Origin of the sequence: Pedobacter ginsengisoli, from assembly GCF_030244015.1 — a bacterium.
GTDB classification, from domain to species: Bacteria; Bacteroidota; Bacteroidia; order Sphingobacteriales; family Sphingobacteriaceae; genus Pedobacter; species Pedobacter ginsengisoli.
Genome location: NZ_JASSYX010000001.1, coordinates 1,457,364 through 1,470,519, shown reverse-complemented (window position 1 = coordinate 1,470,519; position 13,156 = coordinate 1,457,364). Strand labels below are relative to the sequence as shown.

Here is a 13,156-nt window from a genome sequence, read left to right as displayed (position 1 = left end):
CTCCCCTGCTACAGGTTCCACACCCAACAGACTAACAACCCTGCCAACATCACATAGATCGCCCATTTGACCGCCCTTGCTATCTTTTGCTCATCTTCAAACCTCCTGCGGATCTGCTGGTAATATTCTTTTTCCCGTGGTGTCATCCTGCTATATGCTTTTTTAAAATCCTGGTTAAACTGAACCCTACTGTAGAATATTCCTCGTCGGTGTGCTTGCCAAAACACATAAAAGATGCACCGCCATCTGCATTGATCATCATCATGTGCGTATCGAGGTCGCTTTCCGTCAGCGTTAACCTGTCGGGCTCTGCAGGATCGTCCAATTCCACAAATGCCCATGACTCATGCCGCTGCTCCATGAGCTGAAGCAGCAGGCCGGTGTCGCCCTCCGTGTCGCAGGAATAATAGCCCAGCGGAGCATCCCAATAGGTATGGCAGTAGAAATTGAAATCACTTTTGAATGGCTGCAGGGCCATCAGGCGCTGGCTCATGATCAGTTCCCATTCCGGTGTGATGTGCAGCAGGGCAAAATTGCAACTGTCCCAATTGCTTTTGGTGACGGCCCTCAGGATCACGTGTTCTGTCGCTTGTGCAGCTCTTTTCATAGTTCCTTGTCTTTGATCACCATGACATCTGCCCCGTCCCTTCTTTCCATTTTCGCGGTGTACTGCGGGAATTCCTCGTTGATGCTTTGATGCATGATGATGTAGAAATTGTCTGTGAGGTAAAACGGTACTACGAGCTTGTAGCAGTAAAGTGTATTGAGCTTTTCCGGCTGGCGCACTTCTATAACGATCTGGTCTTTGCCGATCGCCTGTTCCTTTGAAGTGTCTATATTGCCTTTCTGCAATCTCAGGGCAAGCGTAAACAGCTGGATGATGGAGTAATTGCGCACTACGATGGTTTTACCCTTCATAAATGCATCGTCGGTGACGATATAGCCGGGCTGATAACCGGACTTGAAACCGGAAAAGTCGTATTTATAGGGTTGGTTGACCGAGGAGTTGTTGGGTTTAATGCCTGGCTTTGCCGTTATTACTTGTGATGGTTTTGTTGGCTTTGGGCAGTTCTTTTTGTCTTGCGCATAGCAGAAATTGAGGCACAGCAGTGCCATTAAAATAAGTGGTGTAGTTTTCATTATGTCAGTTTGGTTTTTATGAATTGTTAGTTTGGTTGTTTTGCGGTGTCGGTGACTTCGTCATGCCGGGCAACTCGTCATCTCGAGGCACGAGAGATCTCTTGAATTTCGAGGCGAATCGAAATATTAGTCTCTCCTAGTCTGGTGGACAAAGTATGAGGGAGAAAAGAATTTTGATCTGTATTTCCATTTAGCTTGTTAGGCCGATATTATAAATGGAACTTTTGCTGGATGTAGTTGGGGACTTAGCTGAAGACGCTCTGAAAGAACTATTTCTATTAACGTGAAAAAAGCGCGGTACCCACTACATCCGTTAGACTAGGTACTGGTATACCCACATTGACGAATAAGCGGGCCCACGCTTTTACACGTGAGCACCTTTCACCTATCCCTTTGTCAATGTTTAAAATTACCAGTTTTAGTCTAACAAAGCTCTTGGTGCTAAATGCTCCAATTTCTTGGATTATTTGGCAAAAATATAATATTTAGCTGTTTACATAATCTTTTTGTTTGTGCTAAGTTATGTAAGTTTTGGGTAGCAGGTATAAATCAACAATAGAAAAACTGAATAATTCTGCTGTCTGGCTCTAACTTCGGAATTACGGCCAGCGCCCGTAGTTTATCATGGTTTATTATTGCTTGGGCGTGGATTGAGTTGAGCTGTATGGTAAGCACCTGAACTGCAGGAACCTAAGACGGATCAACGATAAAGCTAGAGGCTGGATTATGTATTCAGCGTTAGCTGTAACTGAAGCTTTGCAGTTTGGCGCTGAAAGAGATTGTGTGTACTCGAATTATAAAAAAAGTAAATTAAAGTAGATAATGCGAAAAGTTTTCGGTTCAAGATGAACATTCCTTAGGAAAATTTAACCAAGTAGCTAACTCTATTACGTCTTAAGGTTCTGGGCATTCAGCTTGTCTGATCTAAATTATACGTTCTATTTTCTATTCTTTTATCATTTTGGAAAACTTAATATATTTTTTGGTAATATTACAAAAATTAGGAATACTAGTAATAATAGGGAATTGTCACTTTATAATAATGCTCAATCAAATTTCCTTTCCGAAAAGTAAAAGCTATAGATCAGGTTCAGAATTTGAACCTTTAAAATTCTATTTAGACTGTCTTAGCAACTCTAAAGAGTTTGATTTACTATTGGGCTATTTTAGTTCCGCTGCTATTAATGTATTGTCTTTGGGTTTTGCTCGATTTATCTACAACGAAGGTAAAATGCGCATTATTGCTAACCACATTCTTTCTGAAAAAGACAAAGCAGCTATAATAGCGGGCAAGAACAAAGATGTGCAAATTCCATTTGATTTGGAAGACATTAAGAGTATTAGGGATGGCTTAGATGAATACGGTGAACATTTTTTTAAATGTCTAGCGTATTTGATTGCTAACGATCGAATTGAAATCAAGATCGTTAAACCGAAATCTAAAGGTATTGCTCATTATAAGGACGGCATCTTCAGAGATGGAAATGATAGCCTTTCATTCCATGCTTCCTGTAACTTCACCGCTTTTGGGTTGTTGGAAAATGCTGAAAGTTTAAACTGCTTTTTAACAAGTGATGGAGAGGCTTCACGTTACAAAATCAAAGAAGATCAAATATATTTCGATGAGATTTTCGATGAAAAAGCTGCTCTTTTAGAGTATTTAGATGTCGATAGTATTTCTACAATAATTAAAGATGAGTTCTATAATGGCTATGATTTAAAAGAATTATTGGTTGAAGAGGTTGACTTGATCCGCAAGAAGAATGAAATATTTAGCAATGACCTTTTGGCTTCGTATATAAATGACTTAGAGTTTGAACTAGAAAAAATGAGTAACAAGCCCAAGTTTCCTTATGTAACTGGCGCTATGGATTACCAAATTGAAGCATACAACAATTGGGTAAAAAATGGCTACGCAGGCCTATTTGCAATGGCTACGGGCACTGGAAAGACCATAACTGCCTTAAACTGCGTCCTTAACTTATTTAACCAAATTCAGACATATCATTTCATGATCCTAGTACCTTCAGTAGCACTCCTGAATCAGTGGGAAAGTGAAGTATTAAAATTCAATTTCAAGAACATTTTAAAAGTAGGCGGAGGTAATATTTGGGAAATGGCATTTGCCGATTATTGTAGCAATTATAAATATGGCATTAAACCTAATTTGTGCATCATTGCTGTAAACGACACTTTTGCTTCAGCTAAATTTCAAAAGTATTATAAATATATTGCTAAAACATTTTTGTTTATCGCAGATGAAGCCCACAATTTGGGAAGTAATAGCTTTGTAGACATATTACAAAAGATAAATCCAGAAAAGCGAATTGGTTTAAGCGCTACTCCTAAAAGAGTTTATGATCCAAAAGGTACGGATTTTTTAAATTCTTTTTTTAAAGATCACGAGCCTTATTGTTATAATTTTTCCATGGCAAGGGCACTAGAAGAAAACCGATTAACTAATTATTATTATTATCCAAAAATAGTACAATTAGATTCCGAAGAACAAGAAGAATACAATAAAATTTCTAGGGAGTTATTAAAATACTTTGACTTTGAAAATATAAAGTTCAAAGACAATCCAATTGTTGAAACCTTGCTTCTTAAGCGAAAAAGAATTATACATAAAGCAAAAGGAAAATTATCAATTTTTAAAGAAATACTAAAGGAATTAAAAGACAAGAATAAGCTAAAATATGTTTTTGCTTATGTACCAGAGGGGTTTGATGCATATGGTGAAGAATCCAATTTGCTTTATCAATTTTTAAAGGAAGCTCATAGGTTTGACCCTAATTTAAAACTCAGCTCTTATACTGCAAAGGATGCTAACCATAGCGATATATTATTTGAATTTGAAAAAGGGATCATCAATATCATTTTTGCTATGAAAATGCTTGACGAAGGTGTCGATGTTCCTCGAACTGAGATAGGGATTTTTGCGAGTAGTACCGGGAATCCGAGACAATACATACAGCGTAGAGGAAGGCTCTTGCGGAATCACAAGGATAAAGCATTTGCTACTATATACGATATGGTAGTAATACCGAGAAAAAATGACATAGATCCTAGTCTTTATAATATTGAGCGCAATTTATTAAGAACAGAACTAAATAGAGTTGCATATTTTGCTAGTCTAGCGATCAATGCAAAATACACTATTAATGAGTTAAAAGATATTTGTACAATATATGACCTTGATGTAAATATTTTAATTCAAGAAATTAAAGAATGAACGAGAACTTACTGCGAGACATCTTAAGAGATGAAGAACTAAAAGCTAAATATGAGCTATCTGAAGATGCCATCAATAAAGCGCAATTGGCGCCGCCATATGCCCATCCTATTATTGAATATTTAGCCACAATTATTAGGGCATCTATTCTACAGAATCATTCTGATGCTACGACCTATAACCAGTTGAAAAACATTATGAAAATTTCCTAGTATGGCATCGATAATTACAAACATATCTTTTAAAAACTTCTATAATTATTATGGCAGTTTCGAAAAAAACGAGTATATCTTCGACGAAGGTGTAAACATTGTAGTTGCCGACAACGGAAATGGAAAATCCAAATTTTTCAATTGCTTTCTATGGCTCTTTAAAGATGAAGTATTAGATTCTGATACAAAAAGTAGACCCTCAATTAGATCCGCGGCATTAAAAATTCTCTCTGATAAGGCCAAAAACGAAGTGGAAAAGGGTAAGGAAGCTCGATGTGGTATTAGAGTTAGATATAAAGATAGTAATTACGAATACGAAATTACAAAAGGCTTCACTGCTAAAAGAATTGGAGAATCTATTACTTCGCCCGATGATTGGTATATCTATATAGAAGAAATAGAAGTTTCCAAAAGAGACTTGATTCTGTTACAATACCATCCCGTCAGAGAAGAAGATGAGAGAAATAGAATTTTAAATAAGCTAATTCAGATAAAACTAAGACCTTATTCACTATTCCAAGGTGAAGAGGTGGATAAGTTGATAGATTTTTCCAATCCAAAAGCTATAAAAGATGCAGTAGAAACATTGACTAATATTCAAACATATAATAAGCTTAAGGACACTACTAGCTATATGTTTAAACGAGCGGAAGATAGTCTTAACAATAAAATAAAAGCTTCCAACCAGGATACACAAAGGTTTGACTCTATAATAGAGGAAATAGAACGGTTACGTCAGGATTTGGAAATAGAAGAAGAGCGAAATATTCAGTACACTAGTAACTTTATTGAATATAAAGATAAAATAGAAAGCTTAGAAACAGCAAATGAAAATGCGGAAAAAAGAAAAGAATTTGACGATAAAATAAAAACTGCTAATATACACCTAAACAATTTAAAGGAGGAGTACGAGAATCTAACTAGTAAAATTACCCAACGCTTTTTCGACACTAGTTATGCATGGATTGCACATGGAACAAGTCAATATGAAAAAAAATTCAGAAATAAGTTTCAAGATTACAATGAAAAAAGAGCAGCTTTTAAGTTGCAAAAGCTGAAAACGGAAGATAACAGTTCGGTTAAGTTTTTGCCTACAGATTCTCCAGACTATGTTACGCTAAAAACAATGATCGATAAGGAGTTTTGCTACATCTGTAATCGGCCAGCTCATAAAGGTTCTGAAGAGCATAACCACCTAATTAAACTTTTAGAAAGACCAAGTAAAAAATCAAATATTGAAATTTTCAAGAATGATTTGAGCAGGTTTATGTCTGATATTCTTATGGGTTCGCACCCATATCTAGAGGCCACAGGGAATGTGCTAAATACCGTCAAAGAAACTAGAGAAAAGGAGCATGAAACCAATGAAAAAATTAAAGTTTTAGTAGCTAGAATAAAAGATTTAAAAGATAAGAGATCTAATTTAATCATAGGAAATGATGATGCAGAAAGTAGTACTAAGTCAATAATGGCCGAATATAAAAATGCCATTAGTAATTTAGAAAATACTAAGCGACAACTAGAAAATAGCAACTTAAAACTACAGAAGTTAAACAAAGATTTACATTTGTTAGAAGAAGAAAAAGGGCGACTAACTATTAAAAACATCCCTGAAAGCTATAAACAAAACTACAGCTATGCTATGGATCTCAAAAATGCAGCTGAGCGAACTAAAGATCGGATCTATGAAGATATGCTCAACAAGTTAGAGGAGCATGCTAACGTACATTTTAAAAACCTCATTAAATATAATGATTTGAAGGGGGGTGAATTAAAATTCATTAAATCTGTAAATGATGCTATTGAGTTTAGATATCAGGATCAAAATGGGAATGAAGTAAGTGGCGCTTCTGAAGGGTTCCAAAGAATGAAAGTATTATCGGTTTTGATGGCGATTATATCAATTTCGAAAACTGGCTATGAATATCCATTACTGGCAGACGCTCCTCTCTCTGCTTTTGGACAAGCATTTATAAAAGGTTTCTTTGAAGAAACCGCCGAAGTGTTCCCTCAAAGTATCTTGTTGATTAAGGATATTTACGAACAAGATTCTAAAAATAAACTCAATGCCTTAGGAAATGAATTACTCACTAATGCTAAAGTAAAAACCATATATGTAAATCAAATTCCTGAGGGCTTACCACAAATTGAAGCTTATACCTTAAAAACTAAACTAAAATAAAAATGACCAGTCAAGAATTTAAAGACGCAATTCTAATTAAGAGCCCAAGATTTGCACTTTCTCACGAGCCATTGTTTAAAGCTTTAGCTAACAAAGGAGATAGTAAAGGTCAGTTTTCCCAATTTGGGCCACAATATGAATTATACATATATGCTTTTTTTATAGGTCTGCACGTTAACTCTAGAGTAGAGTTACCGCCTCGTACACAGACCACAGACTTTGTTAAAATGAATATGTGGAAAAGGGGGAACATCATTAATTATTTATTATTTGTGGTTTTTAGTAACTCCGACGAAATAGGGTTTGAATGGGATGAGTTAGAGCAAATGTCAGAAAAACAGCTGGATGAAGTCATAAAAAAGATTATCACCTTTATAGAGGAATATGCAAATGGAGGTTTAATTTACCTAAAGAATAAGTATGATCAAGATGAACTTTCGAACTCTCAATACTTATTTATTGACTTACTCGACGATATAGTGGAGGAGTTTGACTTGATGCCTAAAATGGATGAAGAAATAGAAGAAATCGAAACAGTTTCAATTGATGTTGGAGCAAAAAGTCAAATAGATGTGATGAACTTTATAAGTAAAGGAGAAACTTCAAATATTGAATTTAAGTCTACTTTAAGAATTAATTTAAATACTGGCAATCCTGATAGAAAGATGGAGCATAGCTGTATGAAAACTTTGGCCGCTTTTGCAAACTCTTCTGGAGGCATCTTATTTATTGGTGTGGATGATGAGAAAGAAATTTTAGGTTTAGAAGTTGATTTAAAATCTTTTGGAAATAAAAAGGACTTAATGGATGAATTTCAAAAGCATTTAGATAATCTAATAGAACAATATTTCACAAATGCATTCTTTTCCTTAGTCCAAATAAGCTTCCCTTTAATTAGCGAAAGAACTATTTGCATGCTTGAAGTAAAAAGAAGCTCAAAGCAAATTATTTTAAGTAATAAGGCAGATGGAAATAAACAAGAATTTTATATCAGAAGATCTGCTTCTACCAAAGCTTTGGAAGCCTCAGAAATGATAGAATATATTAGAGCTAATTGGAGATAGAAAAGGGTTTACAAAAGTAGGCCTTTTTCTATCTCATTTACTATAAAGTCATTGCCGGAAACGGAAGTTCTATTCTTTATTTCATAATCTATCAGTTCTAATCCATCATCAATATGCATTTTGACATACTTACTAATATCTATATGATTGATATTAATTTGATAGTGCATAACTAAAAGTGAAAGATAGACATCTAGATAATTACCAAATAGAACTTTCACATTATACTCTTTCCCTTGTGAATCCTTCATATGTTTTATATCCAGCTTACTTTCTTTTGCTAGGGAATAACTGAAGGCTAAACGAGCGATAACGTTCTCAGCCCCAAGATTTAACTTATTGGTGAGCTGTGTTACCAAATCTTTATTAGATCTTGAAGTTTTGATGCTACTGAACATGAGAAATTAAGCTTTGATTAAATTGGCTAAACAAATCATTTGGCCATAAATCAATAAATGTTGAGGCGTAATTGGTTTCCTGCTTGATCAAATATGCCTTACCTATTTTAGGTAGCAGAAGTTCATATTCATTCTCAGAAAGTTCTTTCTCTAACAGTGGAAATAAAACGACTTGACTAGATACAGAAGGATAAAACTCTTTGATGATATTAGCAGCATGCTTTTTATCCAATTTCTGCAATGGGCTATCGATAAATACTGGGAACTGGATATTCGATTCAGTTACCAATGCTTTCAATAAAGCAGTTGCGTACAGTTGTTGCTCACCCTTCGATAAACCTTCTTTATTGATAATATTTTTTAAAGAATCATAGAGATCTATATCAATCAGATCACCTTCGATTTTCACGTCTACCTGGTGTACGAAATCTTGTTTATGCATTAAGTTATTGAGTTCTTTTTTGATATTCTTCTCTAAAGAAGCTTTTTTCCTGAGTTTGAGCTGATAAATAAATATTTCAAGTTGCCTTATTAATCTCGCAGCGGTGGCTGCTTTTTCTTGATCTTGCCTTTCAACTTTAATATGCTTAGTCTGTTCAGAAAGTTGACGATGAAGGGTCGATACTTCTTTATCAGCAATCCCCAACTCTACTCTAAGTACTATTATCTTTTCCTCTAGTTTTTCAACCTCAATGCTTAACTCATTATAATTAGACTTTAGTACTTTAATTACCGGATCATTAGCTTTTAAATCTGCGTCTTGTAGCTTTTTATTGGCAATGTTATAACTGCTCTGTAACCGTTTACCTTCAGCGACCAACGCTTTAAATTGCTTGGCATAGGCATTTTGTAAATTTGCATATACAGTATTGAAAAGATTAATTTGATCACTAGTAAATCCTAACAAAATATTCGTTGTGGTATCCGTCTGCTCTTGTAAGTGCTCTTGTAATATAAGCGCAACGTCATTCTGATCTATAGTTTTTACTTTAGCAAATGCAATTTTTAATGATTCATATTTCTCCAATAATAAATCTTTAACTAGATTTTGATGTTGTTGTCTTTCTTCCGATGAAATTTGTTGCTGTACTCGTTGCATCTTGCCCATCAATATAGCAAAGGGCGCCAACTCTAAAAGGTCTGCAAAATCTGCTTTATTCTTGGAAATAGCCTCACGTAAATTCATCCGCATTTTTCTATAATCATTCAATTCTTCATCGGTCATTGCACTTCCCAACCTCACCAGTTTTTCATGAGCCTCAGCCAAATCTGCTTTTTTAATTAATAAATCTTGTTCTTTTCTTTCCAGATCTCCTTTATGTAATTGAATAAGTTCATCTTGCTTGTTAAGTCTATGTTGTAAATCTTCTATTTTTTTAAGATCACCCTTTGAAGCTGACTTTTTGCTAATCCTAAGTTGTAGATTCTCGAGGTTTTGTTTTAAATCAGTATATTTTTTAATTCCTAAGACTTCAGTGTACGCCTTACTAAAATATAACTTCTCGTCTAAACTCTTTACTTCAGCTAATGCTGTAATTTTTTCAGCATCGAAGAAAAAGAACTTAGCTATTTCTTTTGGTAGAATAAAATCATTGATAAAAATCTCTTGCCCTATTGTTTTGGTGAGTTCGTTTACTCTCCCATCTATCAGAATTTCAAGTTCTTCTTTTTCTTTCCGTGTATTATAGGTTCGGGTAATGCTTAGCTCATTACATGAAAGATGCGGTATAAATATATTAGTTAATATAATACTGCAACTAAAACTATACAGCGCTTCAATATCAGTATCAATTCGTCGTTGTTCTAATATATTTTTGGTATGTGATTTTTCGTCTTCTAATACATGCTGTTGAGCTGCTGCGGCCTGCAGAGCATTTCGATTCATCAGTTTAAATGCATACCTATGGTACCCGCCACTTTCCTGAACTTCTTTTCTATATCGCTCATCAACGTCTACCATTAACTTGCCATATAATGCCCATACTAAAGCAGTTAATAGCGAGGTCTTACCAAAACCGTTTTGCCCAGAGATGATAGTAACATGCTTTTCAGGATTTGTGGAGAGTGCTAATTGCTGTTTACCCTGATAAGCCCTAAAATTATTTAAATTAATTCGATCGATTAACATACCAAGCGTCTATTAGTGTTATTCGTTAAATGATTATCTATATCGCTCTGTATACCATATTTATTTACTAAAATAATTTTAGATTTTTGGAGTTCCAATAACTCATTTATAAGTTGGAAATCCTCTTCATTTTCACAAACTTGCTTTAGCAGATCTTTTTCAAATATTTGATCATCAGAAAACTCTTCTTTACCCATTTGGGTTTGATATACCGAATTATAGATTTCAGCAACGTTAAAATCAAATATAGAATCTCGATGCCACGTGACTTGTACGGCTACTAGTTCCTGGTAATTTATGAGTATTAAATTCGGATCTTCTTCTTGCACTTCTTTCTGAGCTTTTAACAAGCGTTGCAACATAAACGCTCTCTTTTCGGGGGTATAAGGTCCCCAATTATTTTCATCGGCGTGATCTTCGTCTTGATTTCTACGCCAGGTTTGTCGCCAGCTCCTATCATTTCGATAGTCCACCAGCATATCTCTAAACTCGATAAGCGGCTCCATCCAGTCTTCTCCATTGTCAACGAGGGCTTCCATAGATTTATCACGTTTAACAACAGAGCACACCCAACAACCAAAACGACTTTGTCCACATGATGGCGTTGTCGTATCAATTACGAGAGGACAATCACCGCCAGAAGCATTCCTATATAAAGTAATTAAATCACGATGAGTGCCACCCCATGGTGGATTAACCTGTAATAAATAAGCCCACAATTCATCCGTTTCTACATCTTTAATTGGAGCAAAAACAAAAGCATTAGGCAACATATGTTTACGTAAACGTTCACTGTCAATATGTATTTTACTTCTTTCTATACTTTTCGCCCGACTATTGCTTTCGTCACTTCGGGTACCTAATAGTATGATTGCCTCCCCTACTTCTGATATTTTTGATTTTATAAATTGAGTAGTAGGATCGATTTTTAAACGATCTGTACACCACCGGAAAGTATTATTTGGAGCTGGGTAGCCTTTACCAAGTAGATTTACCCAAAATGTATCTTCCAAACGTGGATTTGTCTGTTGAACAGAAATAGGCATGCCTTCTTCGGCTGCTGCTTTCTGAATTCTATCCAACGTAATATGGATAAATTTTGCAATCCTAGGATTCTCGACTAATGTGTCATTGCAAACGACATACACATGTCTTTTTCTAAGAATTGGGTCAATCTTACGTATGGCTAGCCATGTCACCTGTAGAAGCATTGTAGAATCCTTGCCTCCCGAAAATCCTAAAATCCAAGGTCGAGGATTATCATCATTAAGATATTGATCTTGTATTTCCGCTTCTAAAAACTTTAAATCAAGTGCCATAGTTCTAAAATTGATAAAACCACAAAAGCGTCAATGCTTCATCCCTTAGGGTAAAACATTGACGCTTACGTGATTAAATAAGAATAAACTCATAAAGTCATTTCTTATCGGTTTTAATTTAACGAGATTAAAATTAGATATTTAGAGGATAGGTAACTATGATTAGTTATCAACAAGGCGTCATATTATGTTAGTAACAAAAGATGGAGCCTCATTACTCTTTTCAAATAAATATTAGAGTTTAAAATATTTTTCACAACATTACAAGATAATTATTTAACGCACAAAATCTTGTATAACAATGTTTGCTATAATAGCTGAAAATGAGGTATCTCAATGGAATGATGAAACTGGTGTAAAATATCATTTCCCAAATAAATATAAACGCATTCTAACACCCAGAACAAAAGTGATTTACTACAAAGGTGGGGTCAAGCATTATTTTGGTTATGCTATGATAGGCGATGTATATCAAGATGAGAAAAATGACAAAAAATACTATGCAGAAATAGTTGACTATCTTCCATTTTATACGCCAGTTAAATTCAAAGACGCTGGGGGAGATTATTATGAGGAAGTAACGAAATCGAATCATTGGCGTGATGGCGTTAGAATCATTAGCGAGGAAAGATTTAATAAAATCCTTGGGATTTCAGGACTGATTAGGCAAGCAGAGATATTTAACGAACCAACAATAATTGATACAGTTTTCCCAAACCTAGCGGAAGTAAACATAAGCTTGGCTAATAATTCACTAATAGCTACAGCAAAACCAAAAGATCAGAAACAATCTTCTGGAAACCTCTTGCCGAGATACTCTAAGGAGTCAACCAAGATTGGCAATCAAGGTGAAAAAGTTGTTATCTCGTATCTTGAACGCACATTAAGCAAAAAAGAGGTTGAAACAATAAACCATCATGCCATCAAGAATGAAAAATATGGTTATGATATTTCATATGTTAATGCTGCTAAAGATACAATCTACATAGAAGTAAAAGCTACAACAGCTGCTTTGTTTAACAACTTTCTGATAACAATTAATGAGCTAAATGCTGCAAAGCAGTTTGGTAAGAATTTCAAGATATACCTGGTGAATAATGTTACATCGGAAGATGTTAAGATTGAAATCATTGAAGATCTAGCTGAATTGTTAAATATGAACCATTATCTCAGTACCGCAATGAGCTTTAAGATTGAAAAGGTTAAATAATCACTTGAATTCTTTCCTGTAAAGTCGCTAATTATGTCATCGAAAACCTGAACATCGACACCAAAAAGCATAGTATCATCAATACGCTAAAAGCGAGCAACAATAGCTCTACACATCGCTTACTGCGTTACTTTGACGGAGAGGTACCTTATCGCTTCCTTAGCCCCTGGTTTCCTGCTGCTAAAGGAGACAAGAAACAGATTTACAGTTTGTCCAAGTCATTTCTAAACGATTCGCTTATGGAGTAAATGAGCATGAAGTAAGCATTAAT

Annotated in this window: 11 protein-coding genes; 5 read left to right on the top strand and 6 right to left on the bottom strand. The window is 35.0% G+C overall.

Annotated elements, in window-relative coordinates; all coding sequences use genetic code 11:
- Window positions 1–8 precede the first annotated feature (8 nt).
- The 3 genes from QEP08_RS06345 to QEP08_RS06335 are packed head-to-tail and all read right to left on the bottom strand — an operon-like array spanning window position 9 to window position 1,140.
- On the bottom strand, window positions 9–146 hold the full coding sequence (locus QEP08_RS06345) for a hypothetical protein (protein WP_285056644.1): 138 nt from the start codon (window positions 144–146) through the stop codon (window positions 9–11).
- Window positions 143–607 carry a hypothetical protein gene (locus QEP08_RS06340; protein WP_285056643.1) on the bottom strand — a complete coding sequence of 155 codons (465 nt, stop codon included), beginning with the start codon at window positions 605–607 and terminating at the stop codon, window positions 143–145. The genes QEP08_RS06345 and QEP08_RS06340 overlap by 4 nt, the downstream gene beginning before the upstream one ends.
- Window positions 604–1,140: a hypothetical protein gene (locus tag QEP08_RS06335; protein ID WP_285056642.1), complete on the bottom strand. Its 537-nt coding sequence runs from the start codon at window positions 1,138–1,140 to the stop codon at window positions 604–606. Before QEP08_RS06335 ends, QEP08_RS06340 begins: the two co-directional genes overlap by 4 nt.
- Window positions 1,141–2,182: 1,042 nt before the next feature.
- Here QEP08_RS06335 and QEP08_RS06330 point away from each other — a divergent pair.
- The 4 genes from QEP08_RS06330 to QEP08_RS06315 are packed head-to-tail and all read left to right on the top strand — an operon-like array spanning window position 2,183 to window position 7,830.
- The gene (locus QEP08_RS06330; protein ID WP_285056641.1) at window positions 2,183–4,372 is read left to right on the top strand and encodes a DEAD/DEAH box helicase family protein; all 2,190 of its coding nucleotides are present in this window, start codon (window positions 2,183–2,185) and stop codon (window positions 4,370–4,372) included.
- Window positions 4,369–4,584 (top strand): hypothetical protein, encoded by a 216-nt coding sequence (locus QEP08_RS06325; protein WP_285056640.1) that lies wholly within the window; start codon window positions 4,369–4,371, stop codon window positions 4,582–4,584. The genes QEP08_RS06330 and QEP08_RS06325 overlap by 4 nt, the downstream gene beginning before the upstream one ends.
- Before the next feature lies 1 nt (window position 4,585).
- On the top strand, window positions 4,586–6,766 hold the full coding sequence (locus tag QEP08_RS06320) for an AAA family ATPase (RefSeq protein ID WP_285056639.1): 2,181 nt from the start codon (window positions 4,586–4,588) through the stop codon (window positions 6,764–6,766).
- 2 nt (window positions 6,767–6,768) lie between these two features.
- On the top strand, window positions 6,769–7,830 hold the full coding sequence (locus QEP08_RS06315) for an AlbA family DNA-binding domain-containing protein (RefSeq protein ID WP_285056638.1): 1,062 nt from the start codon (window positions 6,769–6,771) through the stop codon (window positions 7,828–7,830).
- A gap of 8 nt (window positions 7,831–7,838) precedes the next feature.
- Here QEP08_RS06315 and QEP08_RS06310 read toward each other — a convergent pair whose 3' ends face one another.
- The 3 genes from QEP08_RS06310 to dndC are packed head-to-tail and all read right to left on the bottom strand — an operon-like array spanning window position 7,839 to window position 11,675.
- Entirely contained in the window at window positions 7,839–8,228 is a 390-nt protein-coding gene (locus QEP08_RS06310; RefSeq protein WP_285056637.1) for a DndE family protein, read from the bottom strand.
- Window positions 8,218–10,356 (bottom strand): AAA family ATPase, encoded by a 2,139-nt coding sequence (locus tag QEP08_RS06305; RefSeq protein ID WP_285056636.1) that lies wholly within the window; start codon window positions 10,354–10,356, stop codon window positions 8,218–8,220. Before QEP08_RS06305 ends, QEP08_RS06310 begins: the two co-directional genes overlap by 11 nt.
- Window positions 10,350–11,675, bottom strand: a complete 1,326-nt coding sequence (dndC, locus tag QEP08_RS06300) for a DNA phosphorothioation system sulfurtransferase DndC (RefSeq protein ID WP_285056635.1) — start codon at window positions 11,673–11,675, stop codon at window positions 10,350–10,352. The genes QEP08_RS06305 and dndC overlap by 7 nt, the downstream gene beginning before the upstream one ends.
- 301 nt (window positions 11,676–11,976) lie before the next feature.
- Between dndC and QEP08_RS06295 the strand changes: the two genes are divergently transcribed.
- The gene (locus tag QEP08_RS06295) at window positions 11,977–12,885 is read left to right on the top strand and encodes a protein NO VEIN domain-containing protein (RefSeq protein WP_285056634.1); all 909 of its coding nucleotides are present in this window, start codon (window positions 11,977–11,979) and stop codon (window positions 12,883–12,885) included.
- Window positions 12,886–13,156 lie beyond the last annotated feature (271 nt).